Below are 16,491 nucleotides of genomic sequence, written 5' to 3'. Positions count from 1 at the left end.
ACCAATGTATATAAGTGAAAAATTAGCTGATTTTATTGTTAAATTAGACTACGAGATGATCCCTAATGAAGTAAAACAAAGAGCAAAAGAGTTAATGTTAGATGCTTTAGGAACGGCTTTAGCAGCTAAAAATGAATCTTGTGTGCTTAATGTAACTAAAGCTTTTGAAAGCTTAAGCTTAAATCCTAGTGAAAAAATTTGGTGTGAAGATAAAAAACTTGATGTAATCTATGCTGCGATGGTAAATGCTATCGCAGCACATGCACTTGATTTTGATGATACTCATACTGAGGCTATCTTGCATGCAAGTGCGATTTTAGCTCCGCTTTGTTTAACTTATGGATTTAGTGTAAGTAAAGATGGAAAAAAAGTTTTAAAAGCTTTTATTGCAGGCTGGGAGATTGCTGCTAGAGTGGGTATAGCAAGCAAAGGAAGTTTTCACAAACGTGGCTTTCATACTACTGCTATAGCAGGAATTTTTGGTAGTGTGGCCGCAAGTTGTGTTTTATTGGATTTAAATAAAGAGCAAATTATTAATGCATTAGGTTTAGCAGGAAGTTTTGCAAGTGGAGTGAATGAGTTTTTATCTAATGGTTCTAATTCTAAAGTATTGCATATTGCCAATGCTTTAAAAAATGGAATTTTGGTGACAAATTTTGCAAAAGCTAATATGAGTGGTCCTTTGAGTATATTTGAAGGAAGGGATAATATCTTTAGAGCTTTTGGCTTAGAAGATGAATGCGATAAAAATGAACTTTACAAAGGCTTGAGTGAAATTTGGCAAGTAATGCAAGTTTCGTTAAAACCTTATCCAAGTTGTCATTTTGCACATGGGCTTATTGATTGTGCGGTGAGTTTAAGAAATGATGGTTTAAAAGCACAAGATATTGTAAGCATACGATGTTTCGTAGATGAGGTGCCAATTGCGTTTATATGTGATCCAATCGAAGCAAAATACGCGCCAAAAAGTGCCTATGCAGCCAAATTTTCTATGCCTTTTTTAATGGCTTTAGCGTTTTTTGATGGTAAAATTACTCTAAAATCTTACGAGGATTTAAACCGAGCGGATTTGATAGAATTTGCTAAAAAAATTAGCTATGAGAAGAAAAAATCTAGCGGCTTTCCAAAGTATTTTCCAGGACACTTAGAGGCTATTTTAAGTGATGGTAAAATAATAAAAAAAGACATACCGATTAATAAGGGTAATTTTGACAATCCTTTGAGTTTTGAAGAACTTAAAAGCAAATTTCTTTCTAATGCTACAGCAAGTCTTTCTTTAACAAAGGCTGAGGAATTAGTTGAAAAGGTGCAAAATCTAGAAAAACTAGGCGATTTTCATTTTTAGCAATCTCATTTTTTGAGGTTGCTAAATATTTTAAAAAATAAATAATTTAATTTTTTATATAATGCTTTATCTTGGTTTTTGTGAGGAAAACATGACTTTAGATGCATTAAAAAATAATGAAGAGGCTATTATAGTAGGCTTTAATGCTGATAAACAACTACAAGCAAGACTTTTTAGTTTTGGTTTTGCTAAAAATCAAAAAATCAAAAAAATACGATCTTCTATGACAAATTCTACCATTATGATCGAGCTTAATACTACTTGTGTGATTTTGCGTTCAAGTGAAGCAAAAATTATAGAAATTACAAAAGAGTTAAAATGAGACAAATTGCCGTTGCTTTAGTAGGTCAACCTAATGTGGGTAAGAGTTTATTGATTAATGTGTTATGTAAAGCCAATATGAAAGTAGGTAATTTTAGTGGAGTAACAGTAGAAAAAGCCGAAGCTAGAGTGTTTTATAAAAACTATGAAATAAGATTGATTGATTTACCAGGAACTTATGCTTTAGATGGTTATAGTGAAGAGGAAAAAATCACAAAAGAATTTTTGCAAAAAGGTCAATATGACCTTGTGGTAAATGTGTTAGATTCTACAAATTTAGAACGTAATTTAATACTAAGTGCTTCTTTGTTAGAAGCAAAAGTTAAAATGATCATGGCTTTAAATATGCAAGATGAAGCACGTCAAGAAGGTTTTAATATAGATTTTAAAACTCTATCACAGCTTTTAAATACTCCTTGTATTGGTGTGAGTGCAAGAACAAAAGAAAATTTACATGCACTTTTGGATTTGATCATTACAACACATGAAAGCGCTTTTCAAACAAAAGAGCAAATGTATGGTAATACCATGGAAGATGAGCTTAAAAAGATCTGCGAATTTTTAGAGGCAAATGAAATCACTTATTTGGATTATTCTACAAAAGATTTAGCGCTTGCTTTACTTAAAAAAGAAGCTAATATAGTCATTTCGCATGCTTTGAGAAAAATACTCGATGAAGCTTTAGAAAAAATTCATACAACATACCAAAGCAATGATATAGAGAGTATTTTAAAAGAAGAGTTAATTCTTTTTTCAAATAAAATATGTGCAAAAGTTTTAAGTAAAAATACCAAACATCAAAATCATACTAAAAAAATAGATACTATTTTGATCAATAAATACCTAGGTGTTCCTATCTTTTTATTTTTAATGTGGACTTTGTTTCAGCTAACCTTTACCTTAGGTCAAATTCCAATGGATTATATTGAAAATTTTTTTGCTTTTTTAGGGGATAAGGTAAAAGATAATATTAGCAATGAATTTATCGCTTCTGCCTTGGCTGATGGAATTTTAAGCGGTGTTGGTGCAGTTGTGACTTTTTTGCCTAATATCGTGATTTTATTTTTTGGTATAGCTTTGTTTGAAACAACCGGATATATGGCTCGTGTTGCATTTTTACTTGATGGAATTTTATATAAATTTGGTTTGCATGGTAAAAGCTTTATTCCTTTAATCACCGGTTTTGGTTGTTCTGTGCCCGCATTTATGGCTACAAGAACTCTGAAAAATAAAAAAGATCGATTATTAACGCTTTTTATTATTAATTTTATGAGTTGTGGTGCAAGGCTTCCTGTATATGTGCTTTTTATTGGAGTATTTTTTCCAGCTGAAGTGGCTGGAAATTATCTTTTTGGAATTTATCTTTTGGGTGCTTTTTTGGGTTTGATCGCAGCTAAAATTTTAAGAATGAGTGCTTTTAGAGGGCAAGATGAGCCTTTTGTTATGGAAATGCCAAAATATAGAATGCCTAATTGGAATTTAGTATGGTTTATGGTGTTTAATAAAGCAAAAATGTATTTAAAAAAAGCGGGCACGTTTATTTTGATTGCGTCTTTGCTTGTATGGTTTGCGAGTAATTTTCCTATGCAAGAAGACAAAACTCATAATGCATTAAGTCAAGAACTTCAGATAGAAAAAAGCTATCTAGGAGAATTTGGCAAAGCAATAGAACCGTTATTTGCGCCACTTGGTTTTGATTGGAGGTTGAGTGTTTCTTTAGTGAGTGGTTTAGCTGCTAAAGAGGTGATGATTTCTACCATGGGAGTGCTTTATTCTTTAGGAGATGAAATTGATGAGACAAGTTCGGATTTAAAAGAAGCGATCAAAGATAACATCCCATTTACCACAGCTATTGCTTATGTTTTATTTGTGATGATTTATAATCCATGTTTTGCAGCTACTATAGTTTTTAGCAAAGAATCAGGAAGTAAAAAATACACTTTATATTTATTTTTATTTACTTGTTTGAGTGCGTATTTTATTGCTTTGATAGGAGTGAATATAGCTAAACTAATCATCAACTGATGATTAGATTTGCATTTTTTGCTCTAAAGAATGTTGCCAAAAAGCTACTTCAAGTCTTACCGTGGTGTAAAAAATCTCACTTAGTTTTTTAAATTTTTTCTCACTAACGCTATTGGTATAGGCGTTAAAAAAATCTTTAAAAGATCGAATTTCATCTTGAAATTCTTTACCTGAATAGGTCAAAATCCATTCTCTATAAGGATGGTTTTTTAATACTGTTTCGTCTAAGTCGTTATAAATAGCCTCTCCAATATAAGCATATCCTATAGCACATGCGCTTAATGCGCACAGCATATCTAAATAATCCCCGCTTTGTCCTACGCTTAATAAGTATCTTGTATAAGCGATATTAGTCAAACTTTCATCTTTATAGCTTAATGAATCAACATCTACACCAAGTTTTAAAATACTCCTATGAAGCTCTAGTTCACTTTCTAGTGTATAATTTTGATTTTTAATGGCAAATTGAATTTCTTTAGCATTGTTTGCATTTAAAGCTAGCAAAGCATAACACTTTGCATAATGATTTAAAAAAATATAATCTTGCTTTAGATAAAATAAAAACACTTCTTTTTCTAAGGTCCCATTTTGGAGTTTTTGTACAAATTCATGATGAATGTATTTATCCCAAATGGCCTTGTTTTCTTTTATTAGTTTATCTAAAAGCATATTTTTCCTTTCTTTAAATTAGACTTAGATTAAAGCTTTTATTTAAACATAGATAATTAAATTTTTCGTAATAATTTTTAATTTTTGTTTTTTTAAACAAGAAATTTATTTTTTTATTGTAAAATGTGGTTTAATTTTTTAAACTAGGAGATAAAAATGGCAATTTTTGATGATGTTAAAAAAGTAGTTGTAGAGCAACTTAGCGTTGATGAAGATGCAGTAAAAATGGAATCTAAAATCATTGAAGATTTAGGTGCTGATTCTTTAGATGTAGTTGAATTAGTTATGGCATTAGAAGAAAAATTTGATGTAGAAATTCCAGATAGCGATGCTGAAAAACTTGTAAAAATTGAAGATGTTGTTAACTATATCGAAAATCTTCAAAAATAATTTTTAATTTTTATAAATAAGGAGTGCGGTTTGAAACGCGTTGTAGTAACAGGTATAGGAATGATCAATGCCCTTGGCTTAGACAAAGATAGTTCGTTTAAGGCTATTTGTGATGGTAAAAGCGGTGTTGATAAAATCACTCTTTTTGATACCACTGATTTTCCAGTGCAAATTGCTGCTGAAGTGAAAAATTTTGATCCTTTGAGTGTGTGTGATGCTAAAGAGGTTAAAAAGATAGACCGTTTTATTCAACTTGGTATTAAAGCAGCAAGAGAAGCTATGGAAGATGCTAAATTTGATGATACTTTAAATAAAGAAGAATTTGGTGTAGTTTCAGCAGCTGGTATAGGTGGTTTACCAAACATAGAAAAAAATTCTGTTACTTGTGCTCAGCGTGGACCGCGTAAAATTACTCCATTTTTTATACCTTCTGCTTTAGTAAACATGCTTGGTGGGATTATTTCGATCGAACATGGTTTACAAGGACCAAATATTTCTTGTGTTACAGCGTGTGCAGCAGGAACTCATGCCATAGGAGAAGCTTATAAAAGTATAGCTTTGGGCAATGCAGATAAAATGCTTGTAGTAGGTGCTGAAGCAGCTATTTGCGCTGTGGGTATAGGTGGTTTTGCTGCTATGAAAGCACTTTCTACTAGAAATGATGATCCAACAACAGCATCAAGACCATTTGACAAAGAAAGAGATGGTTTTGTAATGGGTGAGGGTGCAGGTGCTTTAGTGTTTGAAGAGTATGAAGCTGCTAAAAAGCGTGGTGCAAAAATTTATGCTGAGTTAGTTGGTTTTGGAGAAAGTGCAGATGCACATCATATCACTTCGCCTACTTTAGAAGGACCATTACGTGCTATGAAAAAAGCACTAAAAATGGCGGGAAATCCAAAGGTAGATTATATCAATGCGCATGGAACTTCTACTCCAGTTAATGATAAAAACGAAACGGCAGCGATTAAAGAGCTTTTTAAAGATCAAATTCCTTTAGTAAGTTCTACAAAGGGTCAGACAGGACATTGTCTAGGTGCTGCTGGCGCTATTGAAGCTGTTATTTCTCTAATGGCGCTTGATCAAGGTGTATTGCCACCAACGATCAACCAAATTACAGCAGATGAAAATTGTGATCTTGACTATATACCAAATACCGCAAGAAGAAGCGAAGTCAATGTTGTAATGAGTAATTCTTTTGGTTTTGGTGGAACTAATGGTTGTGTAATTTTCAAAAAAGTAGATTAATATGGCTTCTTATTTAGATTTTGAAAAAAATATTCAGCAAATTGATGAAGATTTAGCAAATGCTAAAATCAAAGGTGATGAGGAAGCGGTAAAAATTCTAGAAAAAAACCTTGAAAAAGAAACTCAAAAAGTTTATAAAAATTTAAGTGATTATCAACGTTTGCAGCTTGCAAGACATCCTGACCGTCCTTATGCGCTTGATTATATTCAAGCTATATTAACTGATGCGTATGAAATCCATGGCGATCGTGCTTTTAGAGATGATCCTGCCATTGTGTGCTATGCAGGTTATATAGGTGGAAAAAAAATCATCGTTATAGGAGAGCAAAAGGGTAGAGGTACCAAAGATAAACTTCATAGAAATTTTGGTATGCCTCATCCTGAAGGTTATAGAAAAGCTCTTAGAGTGGCAAAAATGGCTGAAAAATTTGACATACCGGTATTGTTTTTGGTAGATACTCCGGGTGCTTACCCAGGTGTGGGTGCTGAAGAGCGTGGTCAAAGCGAGGCTATAGCTAGAAATTTATATGAGTTGAGCAGTTTAAAAACCATTACCATTGCAGTAGTTATAGGCGAAGGTGGAAGTGGTGGAGCTTTGGCTATAGGTGTTGCAGATAAATTAGCCATGATGAAAAATTCTGTATTTTCTGTTATTTCTCCAGAGGGGTGTGCGGCTATTTTATGGAATGATCCATCAAAAAGCGAAGCTGCGACTAAAGCCATGAAAGTAACCGCTGATGATTTAAAAACTCAAGGCCTCATAGATGATGTTATCGAAGAGCCAATAAGCGGAGCACATAGAGATAAAGAAAGTGCTATAAAAAATTTAAGTGATTATGTTTTAAATGCTTTAAATGAGTTGGAAAAACATGATAAACGTGAATTAGCTGCATTAAGAATGCAAAAAATCTTTAAATTCGGAGCTTTTTCTGAATAATTTGCATTTTTATGCAAATTTCAACTTATTTTAAAAAAACTCTTGTATAATTACAACTTCAATTCAATGGTTGGATAGCTCAGTCGGTAGAGCAGCAGACTGAAAATCTGCGTGTCGGCAGTTCGATTCTGCCTCTAACCACCATTTTATTTTTTGTTATAAAAACTTTCTAACTCTTGAAGTTCATCCTCTTTAAATCCGGCTTGAATTCTAGCTTTTTTGTTGTAGATTTTTCCTAAAAGATTGAATTCTTTATATTCAGCGCAAAGATCAAGATAATTATCGTGTTCTTTTTTAGCATAATTCCACCAAAAATTACCTTTGTTTACGTGTTTTATCTCATCATTTAGTATGATTGTAAAAATTTCATTAAATAGACTTTTTATAGGATGATTTGCGGTGTTTAATTTTTCTAATACAAAAGGATTAGCATCAAGCCCTTTTGCTTCAAGCCCTCTGTGAACTATGCCCATTCTGTGAGCAAGATTATCTTTGGTTAAAAATAGTGCTTTTTCAAGATTATCGTGTGCATGAAAATCTCCATATTTAAAACCTAATTCATTTAAAGCATTTTCTAAAAGTAAAAAATGCTTGATTTCCTCATCAGCTACTTCAAGCCAGTCTTGATAAAATTTCAATGGCAAGTTTTTAAATCTATAACTAGCATCTAAAGCCAAATTTATAGCACTGTATTCTATATGTGCAACAGAATGTAAGATTTTGGCTAAAGATAGAATGCTATTTGCTTCTTTTGGACGTCTGATTTTCATAGGATGAAGGATTTTAACTTGTGAATTTTCACAAATGATGGCTTTATGGGTATGGTCAAAATCGCACTTATTTACTTTGAAGTCATCGTAGAAATTTTTAAAATCATGGATTTTTTGAAAAATATCTTTTTGATATAAAATTTTTTCCAAATCATTAAAAAAATTTCTCGCCATTTTTCAACCCTTGTTAAATATAATATAAGATAAAAAAGTATAATATAAAAATTTTGAAAATTTGAAAAGGTTTGCTAAAAATATGTTAAATGTCATTCATGCTCTTTTTTTTAGAGAGTTAAAGACAAGATTTGGTATCAATAAATATCTAGGCTATTTTTGGGTGATTGGTGAACCTATGATGGTAGTTTTAGTAATTACTTCTATAGTCACACTTATTAGAGAATTTCATCATCAAATCATGCCCGAAGGTGTTTCTATTTTTTTATTTTTAGCAGTAGGCATTATACCTTTTTTTATGTTTAGAAGTATTATTACCCAACTTTTAAGTGGCATTAGTTCTAATTTGACTTTATTTGCGTATAAACCTGTTCGTCCCATACATGTGTTTGTTGCTAGAACCATGCTTGAGTTTTGTATTTATTTTACTATTTTTATTTGTGTAATGTTTTTAGCAGGTTGGTTTTTACATATGCAAGTGATACCTAAGCATTTTCTAGAAGTGTTATTTTCGATTTTTTTGCTTGTAATGTTTGGTTTTGCTTTAGGGATTTGTTTTGCTATAGCAGGGCATTTTGCAGAACCTTTAAAAATGGCATTAAATTATTTAAATATAGTGCTATACTGGACAGCCTTGGTGGTATTTCCTATATGGATAGTGCCAAAACCTATTTTGGATATTTTGTATTATAATCCACTTTTGCATATTATGGAGCTTTTAAAATATAATTTTTTTCAAAATTATCCTTTGCTTGATGATTATAACTATTACTATCCTATCGCATGTTTAAGTGTGATTTTATTTTTAGGTTTATTTTTTTATTATTTTACTAGAGAAAAGTTGATAGCAGTGCGATGATAAAATTAGTTAATTTAACCAAATCTTTTCCTTTGCGTAATGGTGATAGACATTATGTTTTTAGAAATTTAAGTTTTGAATTTCCTGAAAACTGCAGTATAGGTTTGATGGGGCGTAATGGTGCTGGAAAATCCACCTTAATGAAGCTTTTAAGTGGTTCATTACTTCCTGATAGAGGTAAAATTATAACTAATAAAAAACTATCTTGGCCTTTAGGCTTAGCAGGAGCTTTTCAACACAGACTCTCAGCAAGAGACAATGCGCGTTTTGTTGCAAGAGTGTATGGTTATAAAGGAAAGGCTTTAGAAGAAAAGATTAAATTTGTAGAAGATTTTGCTGAGCTTGGTAAATTTTTTGATGAGCCTATGAATACTTACTCAGCAGGTATGAGTGCTAGGATTTCTTTTGGTTTAAGTATGGCATTTGATTTTGATTATTATTTAATCGATGAAGCAGGTGCGGTGGGAGATCCTAAATTTAGAGAAAAAAGCACTAAGATCTATAAAGAAAAACTTAGCCAATCAAAAGTTATCATGGTTTCACATAATGTAGCTGAAATTAAACAATGGTGTGATAAAATTATATTCATGCAAGATGGACAAGCTACGATATATGATGATGTAGATGAGGGTATAGCAGTGTATCAAGGAAAAATAAATGCAAAAAAATGAGTTGTTGAAAAAACTTAAAAATTTAGAAATTTTATATTCTTTTAAATTAGTATTAATTTTAACCGCACTAGTGGTATTTTACTATGTCTTTATAGCAGCCAATCGCTATGTAAGCGAAAGTGTGCTAAGTGTAAAATCAACCACAGGCGATAGTGGTGCTATCACTGGTATAGCTGCTTTTTTGACTAACAATTCTTTTTCAAGTGATGATATTAATTATCTAAAATCTTATATTCATTCTTTAGATATGTTAAATATTTTAGAAGAGAAAATTCAAATTCGTGAACTTTATCAAAAACAAAAACTTGATTTTTTTTATAGCATTGCATCAAATGCAGATCAAGAAGAATTTTTAAAGTACTATCAAAACCGTGTTAAGATTGTCCAAGAAAACTCAGCTAATGGACTTTTGCGTGTGGAAGTGGAAGGCTTTGACCCACAAAGTGCTCATTTAATCGCCTCAACAATAGTAAAAGAAAGTGAAAAATTTATTAATGAAATTTCTCATAAAGCAGCAAGAGATCAAATGCAATTTGCTGAAGAAGAGCTTTTGCAGTTTAAAAAAAGATACCAAAAAGCTAAAGATGCACTTTTAGCCTTTCAAAATAAATATGGAGTATTTGATCCACTCAAACAAGCAGAAGGCACTTTAAAACTCATAGCCGAGCTTGAATCAAGAATAGCCGCAAAAGAAGCAGAACTTTTGATGATGCAAAGTTATATTAATGATAATGCACCGCAAATTGTCACAATCAAAAGTGAAATAGATGCATTAAAAAAACAACTTCAAAAAGAAAAATCCAAAGTTTCTTCACCAAAATCTTCTCAAAAGCTTAATGATCTTGCAGCTAAATTCCAAGATCTAACTATAGAAGCAGGATTTGCAGAGAGTGCTTACACTGCCGCATTAAAAGCTTATGAGAGTGCTAGGATAGAGGCTTTAAGAAAGATCAAACAAGTTGTGATTGTACAAAGTCCAAGTTTACCGCAAAGTGCAAAATACCCAGAAGCTTTGTATAATATACTTACCGCTTTTATGATTTTGTCTTTGATATTTGGAATTGTAAAATTTGTTAAAATGATTATAGAGGAGCATAGATACTAATGAAAAAGTTATTTTTATTTTTAATTTTACCTTTGTTTTTATTTTCTGCGGTAGATGTTTCTCAAATCGCAAAAATTCAAAGTCAAAACCAAAGCATGGAACCACAAATAATAAATTATGATTATAATCAAAGCGATGTAAATCAAACTGCAACTAAGGTTTTTGGCGCACATTTATTTAATGGAAACTTTACTAAATTTACCCAACACGTTTATAACCCTGATTATAAACTAGCAGTAGGTGATAGGATTAATGTAAAAATTTGGGGTGCGGTAGAGTTTATACAAACATTAACGGTAGATTCTCAAGGTAATATCTTTATACCTAAAGTTGGCGCGATCAATCTTTTAGGCGTGAAAAATAGTGCCTTGGTGCAAGTTATCACAAAAGCGATTAATAAAATTTACAAAAGCAATGTCTATGTATATGCAGATATGGATATTTATCAAAATGTTTCAGTATTTGTCACAGGAAATGTGAATCAACCAGGACTTTATCAAGGATTGAGTTCAGATTCTATTATACAGTATTTAGATAAAGCACGTGGGATTAATTTGGAATATGGTAGTTTTAGAGATATTCAAATTTTAAGAGACAATAAAGTCATTAAAAAAGTAGATTTGTATGATTTTTTACTTAAAGGTCAGATGGATTTATTTCCTTTTAGAATGGGAGATGTGATTTTAGTAGGTAGTGTGCAAAAATATGTATTTGTAGAAGGAGATGTACAAAAGCCTTTTAGATTTGAACTTAGCAATGATATTTTAAATTTAGAAGATATAGCTAGAGTTGCGGGTGCTAAGCCTATAGTTACTAACGCAGTAGTAAAAAGCTATAGAGAAGATCACAAGCTTCATGTGCAAGCTTATAGTAAAAAGCAGTTTTTAGGTGTAGGTTTGCATAATGGCGATGAGATAGAATTTAGACCTGACTATACAGCGCAAAACATTAGCATTAGTATAGAAGGTGAGCATAATGGTTTGCATTCGGTGGTGATAAGAAAAGGCACAACCTTAGCAGAGCTTGCTAAAATGATCGCAGTCAATGAACAATCAAACATTAATGCTTTGCAAGTTTTTAGAAAAAGTGTAGCAGCCACGCAAAAACAGTTAATAGAAGCTCAACTCAAAGAACTTGAAACACTAGCTTTAACTAGTTCTTCAGTTAATGCTGAGCAAGCTAGCATTAGAGCTACTCAAGCTAAGACTATTTTAGAATTTATCGCACGTGCAAAGCAAGCTCAGCCAAAAGGACAGATCGTTATTGATAATGTTAAAGCGTATAATTCTATAGTATTAGAAGAAGGTGATGTGGTAAATGTACCTAGTAAAAATAATCTTGTTTTGGTTCAAGGTGAAGTTTCTATACCAGGTGCATTTGTATACATGGATAAAGAAAAATTAAAGTATTATATTAACTTAGCGGGTGGCTTTAGCGATAGAGCTGATATATCAAGAGTTTTGGTGATTAATGCTAATGGTAAAGCAACTAAATACAGTGGTAGAAGTTCAGCAGATATCAAAGCAGGGGATTCGATTTTAGTTTTACCGAAAGTAGACAGTCAAAATTTACAAATTTTTAGCATGTTAACGCAAATTTTATATCAAATTGCGATTGCAACTAATGTAGTGTTAAATATATAGGATTTTCAATGAGTCAAATAGATGCGATTAAAATAGCTAAAGAAGTTTTTGAAATCGAATCAAAAACGATTTTAGACTTATGCGACACCTTAAACGGGGAATTTAGTAAAGCAGTTGAGTTGATTTTGTCTATTAAAGGCAGGTGTGTTGTAAGTGGTATGGGTAAGTCAGGTCATGTAGGAGCTAAGATAGCTGCAACTTTAGCTAGTACAGGCACTCCGAGTTTTTTTATGCATCCGGGTGAAGCATTGCATGGCGATCTTGGAATGATCGCGAGTGAAGATGTGCTTTTGGCTATTTCAAATTCAGGAGAAACCGAAGAGGTTTTAAAACTCATTCCAGTGATCAAAAAAAGAAAAATTCCTTTGATTGTCATGGCAGGGGATCAAAACTCTACCTTAGCAAAACAGGCTGATATTTTTATCAATATCGCGGTAAAAAAAGAAGCGTGCCCACTTCAACTTGCTCCAACTTCATCTACCACCGCCACTTTGGCAATGGGCGATGCCATAGCAGTGACTTTAATGAAAGCAAGGAATTTCAGGCCTGATGATTTTGCGTTATTTCACCCAGGAGGAAGCTTAGGTAGAAAGCTTTTAACCAAAGTGGGTGATTTGATGGTGTCAAGTAATCTACCTATAGTTAGCCCTAATAGTGAATTTAATGAATTAGTTGATGTGATGACTAGTGGTAAATTGGGACTTTGTATAGTCGTTGAAAATGAAAAATTAGTTGGGATTATCACAGATGGAGATTTAAGAAGAGCATTAAGGGCAAATGATAAGCCAAGGTTTGACTTTAAAGCCAAAGAAATCATGAGTGAGAGTCCAAAAACCATAGAAGCAAGTGCCATGGCAAGTGAAGCAGAAGAGTTGATGCTAAAATATAAGATCAAAGAAATTGTTGTTACGCAAAATGAAAAAATAGTAGGCATTATACAACTTTATGCGATAGGAAATGTGTGAAGCTTTCTATTATTATACCTTTTGGTTTAAGTAAAGAAAGAATTTATATCAAAGATCGTGTTATTCAAAAAGCATGTGAATTTAAAAGTGATGATAAGGTTGAATATATTTTTGTCGAAGGATATTCTTCTTTAGAGAATGATTTAAGGCATATTATCAAAGCAAAAGGACATATGTATCTTAAAGATGAAAGCCAAAAAGAGTTTTTCTCACAAGGTAAATGCCGTAATCTCGGTGCATCTTTTGCAAATTCAGATGTGGTAATGTTTTTGGATGTGGATTGTTATTTTTCTACAAGATCTCTTGAAACAATCATGCAGCTTATAACTGTAAAAAATATTTCTAAAAATATCAATGAATTTTTGGTGCTTCCTGTTGTTTATCTTAGTAAAGAAGGTAGCGAGTTTATTTATACTCAAGAAAAAGATTTATGGGATAGTTTAATCAAAGATGATTTGATTAGTGGAAAAAGAGAATGGATTAAATATTTTTCTCTTAGTTCAAGTTCTTTGATTTTAAATAAACACAAATTTTTAACTTTGGGCGGTAATAATGAAGAATTTATAGGTCATAGTTATGAAGATCATGATTTTTTAGCAAGATTGTTGTTTGAAACAACTTCTTTTGAAAAAATGCCAAGAAAGCTGTGTTATGATGAGGGAAGCTGGAATATAAAAGAATTTAAAGGCTTTAGAACTTGGTTTTCTTTGTTTGGTTATGAGATGAGTTTTCATGGTGTTTATATGTATCATTTTTATCATGATGAACCAAATCAAAATAATTACATGGGAAATAGGATTATAAACCACAAAAAATTTTATGATAATTTAAAAAAAATAAAACACTATAGCGTAGCGTCGCTTCAAGATAGAATGGTAATAAATAAAAATATTTTACTGCTGTGCAGTAGTGACAAATTGATACTCAATTCAATAAAAGATGTAAGTGTTTATCTTGGTAAAATACAAAGTAAAAGTGAGAAATTTTTTTTTAATGAAGAGCAATTTGATAAAGATAAATTTTTGAAATTCATTCAAGATAATCATATTGAATGTATATTATTTCCAAATCCATATGGTAATGAAAAGAGATTAATTATTTATGAATTTGTAAGATGCAATGGTCTTAAATTTATTTGTTATGATAGAGGTGCTTTGCCTGATAGCTGGTTTTTTGATAACAATGGCTTTAACTATGATTCTTCTACTTATAAAGAAGAAAATTGGAATAAAAACTTAACGATAGATGAAATTAACGAATGTAAAAAATACATAAAAAAAGTCTTGAATGAAGATAACTTTTTAGAAAAACAAGGAAAAAGGGATCTTGAAAAATTAAAAAACAAATTAAATATAAAAGATAAGAAAATAGTTTTTGTTCCCTTGCAGGTTGAAAATGATACGGTGATAAAATATTTTACCTATGCACCTTTTGAGTACAATAACTTTTTGAAGATTATCAATAAAATGGCAAAACAACTAGAATATAGTCATGTTTTTATAATCAAAAAACACCCCTTAACTTATAAAGTTAATAAAACGAGCTATGATTCACTAATTTTTGTGGAAGATGATACAAATATTATTGATTTGATCAATATGTGTGATGTGGTCTTGACTTTAAATTCTGGTGTAGGAATTTATGCTATGATGATGAATAAACCTTGCATTAATTGTGCGTTTGCTTTTTATGCTATTAATGAAGTTAATTATCAAGCATTAAATAACGATGAGTTGTTAAAGTATTTGAAAAGTGATTTGAGTGTTGATTATGAAAAGGTTATAAAATTTATACATTATCTTAAAAATAGTGTATATAGCTTTGGAGATTCTAAATATAAAGTAATTAGAAAAAATAACAGAATCTATTCTAAAGTATATGAAACGAAATATTATCGTATTAATATAGGTTTAAAGAATTATTTAGATGTTCAAAATATAAATAAAATTCATTACAGTCTAAAGTCCTTAATTTATAGACCATATATTAATGAAATTAATCGTGCAGGTATCATGGTAAAAGTATTTAATTTGATTTTTCCAGATTTTATAAAATTAAGAATTATGCACACTAGGTTTTATAAGCTTTTTAGAAAGTTAGTGTATAATCCAAAGCAGTTTTTTCAAGATAGGCGTAATAAAAAATATGGTAAAAAAGCAAATTAAGATAGTTTTATTTGGTGGAAGTAATTCTATAATTAAAAATGGATTGCAAAAAGGACTTCAACAAGAAAATGTGTTGCTTTATAATTTTGCTTTAGGTGCTACAACATCCATACAAAATTTATATGAACTTATAAGAAGACAAGATGAAGTTAAAAATGCTGATTTGATTATCACGGAATCAAATGTAAATGATAGTTTTTCTTCCAATCTAAATACATATAGAAATCTAAATTGGTTTTACGAAGAGATTTATAAAATAAATAAAAAAATATTAGTTTTGATTTTGCCTTATTATGGTGTAAATATTATCAATACAAACAGAATTCATAGAAAAATGATAGAAAAATATGGTTTTAATTATATTGATATGCAGGAATATTACGATTCGCATAATCTTGGATATTTTGCACAAATAAAAGGTGGGTATGGAATACACCAATACGACTTTATCATGAGAAAACTAGGAGAAAATATTATTAAAAATATAAAAAAATTTTCTATTTCGTGTAAAACTATTGATTTGAAAAATCCAACTTTCTTGGTGCATCTAGCCTCTGAATTTAGAGATCAAGATATTTTCGAGATTGAAAATTCTATGTTTAAGGAAAAATATCACAGAATAAAAAAAGGGGATGTATTAAGATTTGCTTCTAGATTTTACGGTTGCTATATTATTGCTTATCATACGTGGAATAACATACAAAAAACCAAAATAACAACTCCTTCAGATTGGCTTGAAAGAAGAAAGGTTAAATCAAAATTAATTTTAAATAATAAAGATCATTCATATTGCGTTAAGCCATGTTTAGATAATATCCTTTATGAAACAGGATTTTGGCCTATTGATGATACTTCTAAAATTGAAGTCGATTTTGATGACTTATCTACCGTGTTTTTCGATCATGTTGATTTGATTTCTTTTTTTATTGTTGAAAACAACGGGGAATTTTACACAGATAACAACGCATATGATGAATTTTTATACAACCATAGTGAAATTCCAAAAGAATACAATTTTAATCATTTAATACCTCCGGTAGAATGGTATAAGGAAATAATTAACGAGTATTGTTCTATAACGGATCCAATTAAATTACAGCCTTTGCAAAATCAAATAAGTATACTAAACTCTACAATTTCTTCATTAGAACAAAATAAGATTCAATTATCTCAAGAAAAAGATAAAATTCAGCAAGATAATGCTAGT

The 16,491-nt window shown here is 30.9% G+C and carries 15 protein-coding genes and 1 tRNA gene; 14 read left to right on the top strand and 2 right to left on the bottom strand.

Translation table 11 applies throughout. The features are described from left to right. Positions 1–4: 4 nt before the first annotated feature. From CKA54_RS06665 to feoB, 3 genes are all read left to right on the top strand, one after another. Entirely contained in the window at positions 5–1,345 is a 1,341-nt protein-coding gene (locus tag CKA54_RS06665; protein ID WP_120760799.1) for an MmgE/PrpD family protein, read from the top strand. A gap of 91 nt (positions 1,346–1,436) precedes the next feature. After that, positions 1,437–1,667 carry a FeoA domain-containing protein gene (locus CKA54_RS06660; protein WP_120760798.1) on the top strand — a complete coding sequence of 77 codons (231 nt, stop codon included), beginning with the start codon at positions 1,437–1,439 and terminating at the stop codon, positions 1,665–1,667. Then, the gene (feoB, locus tag CKA54_RS06655; protein WP_120760797.1) at positions 1,664–3,691 is read left to right on the top strand and encodes a ferrous iron transport protein B; all 2,028 of its coding nucleotides are present in this window, start codon (positions 1,664–1,666) and stop codon (positions 3,689–3,691) included. The genes CKA54_RS06660 and feoB overlap by 4 nt, the downstream gene beginning before the upstream one ends. A 3-nt stretch (positions 3,692–3,694) precedes the next feature. Here the strand turns inward: feoB and tenA are convergent, their stop codons facing one another. Next, positions 3,695–4,360 (bottom strand): thiaminase II, encoded by a 666-nt coding sequence (gene tenA / locus CKA54_RS06650; RefSeq protein WP_120760796.1) that lies wholly within the window; start codon positions 4,358–4,360, stop codon positions 3,695–3,697. Positions 4,361–4,516: 156 nt separating this feature from the next. Here tenA and acpP point away from each other — a divergent pair, with 156 nt between their 5' ends. The 4 genes from acpP (at position 4,517) to CKA54_RS06630 (ending at position 7,076) form a co-directional block, all read left to right on the top strand. Continuing rightward, complete coding sequence (gene acpP, locus CKA54_RS06645; protein ID WP_039617517.1) at positions 4,517–4,750, top strand: acyl carrier protein; 234 nt, start codon at positions 4,517–4,519, stop codon at positions 4,748–4,750. A 30-nt stretch (positions 4,751–4,780) separates the two neighbouring features. Continuing rightward, entirely contained in the window at positions 4,781–5,995 is a 1,215-nt protein-coding gene (locus CKA54_RS06640; RefSeq protein WP_120760795.1) for a beta-ketoacyl-ACP synthase II, read from the top strand. A gap of 1 nt (position 5,996) precedes the next feature. Beyond that, positions 5,997–6,932, top strand: a complete 936-nt coding sequence (locus tag CKA54_RS06635; protein WP_120760794.1) for an acetyl-CoA carboxylase carboxyltransferase subunit alpha — start codon at positions 5,997–5,999, stop codon at positions 6,930–6,932. A gap of 68 nt (positions 6,933–7,000) precedes the next feature. Then, positions 7,001–7,076, top strand: a tRNA-Phe gene (locus CKA54_RS06630). Between the two features lie 2 nt (positions 7,077–7,078). Here CKA54_RS06630 and CKA54_RS06625 read toward each other — a convergent pair. Further along, on the bottom strand, positions 7,079–7,876 hold the full coding sequence (locus CKA54_RS06625; RefSeq protein ID WP_120760793.1) for a ferritin-like domain-containing protein: 798 nt from the start codon (positions 7,874–7,876) through the stop codon (positions 7,079–7,081). 82 nt (positions 7,877–7,958) lie between these two features. Here CKA54_RS06625 and CKA54_RS06620 point away from each other — a divergent pair, with 82 nt between their 5' ends. From CKA54_RS06620 to CKA54_RS07725, 7 genes are all read left to right on the top strand, one after another. Beyond that, the gene (locus CKA54_RS06620; RefSeq protein ID WP_120760792.1) at positions 7,959–8,735 is read left to right on the top strand and encodes an ABC transporter permease; all 777 of its coding nucleotides are present in this window, start codon (positions 7,959–7,961) and stop codon (positions 8,733–8,735) included. Next, positions 8,732–9,406 (top strand): ABC transporter ATP-binding protein, encoded by a 675-nt coding sequence (locus tag CKA54_RS06615; RefSeq protein WP_120760791.1) that lies wholly within the window; start codon positions 8,732–8,734, stop codon positions 9,404–9,406. The genes CKA54_RS06620 and CKA54_RS06615 overlap by 4 nt, the downstream gene beginning before the upstream one ends. Continuing rightward, positions 9,393–10,511 (top strand): capsule biosynthesis protein, encoded by a 1,119-nt coding sequence (locus tag CKA54_RS06610; protein WP_120760790.1) that lies wholly within the window; start codon positions 9,393–9,395, stop codon positions 10,509–10,511. Before CKA54_RS06615 ends, CKA54_RS06610 begins: the two co-directional genes overlap by 14 nt. Beyond that, entirely contained in the window at positions 10,511–12,154 is a 1,644-nt protein-coding gene (locus CKA54_RS06605; RefSeq protein WP_120760789.1) for a polysaccharide biosynthesis/export family protein, read from the top strand. The genes CKA54_RS06610 and CKA54_RS06605 overlap by 1 nt, the downstream gene beginning before the upstream one ends. Positions 12,155–12,171: 17 nt before the next feature. Beyond that, complete coding sequence (locus tag CKA54_RS06600; protein WP_172586681.1) at positions 12,172–13,119, top strand: SIS domain-containing protein; 948 nt, start codon at positions 12,172–12,174, stop codon at positions 13,117–13,119. Next, positions 13,116–15,284, top strand: a complete 2,169-nt coding sequence (locus CKA54_RS06595; RefSeq protein WP_120760787.1) for a capsular biosynthesis protein — start codon at positions 13,116–13,118, stop codon at positions 15,282–15,284. The genes CKA54_RS06600 and CKA54_RS06595 overlap by 4 nt, the downstream gene beginning before the upstream one ends. Continuing rightward, on the top strand, positions 15,265–16,491 hold a 1,227-nt coding region (locus CKA54_RS07725; RefSeq protein WP_216361591.1), incomplete at its 3' end, for a hypothetical protein. The genes CKA54_RS06595 and CKA54_RS07725, both read left to right, overlap by 20 nt.

Source organism: Campylobacter sp. P255 (genome assembly GCF_003627915.1).
Classification (GTDB): domain Bacteria; phylum Campylobacterota; class Campylobacteria; order Campylobacterales; family Campylobacteraceae; genus Campylobacter_D.
This window is presented reverse-complemented; position numbering and strand designations above follow the sequence as displayed.

Bases quoted from the DNA above. Each gene is read 5' to 3' on its own strand.
- CKA54_RS06665 (WP_120760799.1), top strand. From the start codon at position 5: ATGTATATAAGTGAAAAATTAGCTGATTTTATTGTTAAATTAGACTAC.
- CKA54_RS06660 (WP_120760798.1), top strand. From the start codon at position 1,437: ATGACTTTAGATGCATTAAAAAATAATGAAGAGGCTATTATAGTAGGC.
- feoB (WP_120760797.1), top strand. From the start codon at position 1,664: ATGAGACAAATTGCCGTTGCTTTAGTAGGTCAACCTAATGTGGGTAAG.
- tenA (WP_120760796.1), bottom strand. From the start codon at position 4,360: ATGCTTTTAGATAAACTAATAAAAGAAAACAAGGCCATTTGGGATAAA.
- acpP (WP_039617517.1), top strand. From the start codon at position 4,517: ATGGCAATTTTTGATGATGTTAAAAAAGTAGTTGTAGAGCAACTTAGC.
- CKA54_RS06635 (WP_120760794.1), top strand. From the start codon at position 5,997: ATGGCTTCTTATTTAGATTTTGAAAAAAATATTCAGCAAATTGATGAA.
- CKA54_RS06625 (WP_120760793.1), bottom strand. From the start codon at position 7,876: ATGGCGAGAAATTTTTTTAATGATTTGGAAAAAATTTTATATCAAAAA.
- CKA54_RS06620 (WP_120760792.1), top strand. From the start codon at position 7,959: ATGTTAAATGTCATTCATGCTCTTTTTTTTAGAGAGTTAAAGACAAGA.
- CKA54_RS06615 (WP_120760791.1), top strand. From the start codon at position 8,732: ATGATAAAATTAGTTAATTTAACCAAATCTTTTCCTTTGCGTAATGGT.
- CKA54_RS06610 (WP_120760790.1), top strand. From the start codon at position 9,393: ATGCAAAAAAATGAGTTGTTGAAAAAACTTAAAAATTTAGAAATTTTA.
- CKA54_RS06605 (WP_120760789.1), top strand. From the start codon at position 10,511: ATGAAAAAGTTATTTTTATTTTTAATTTTACCTTTGTTTTTATTTTCT.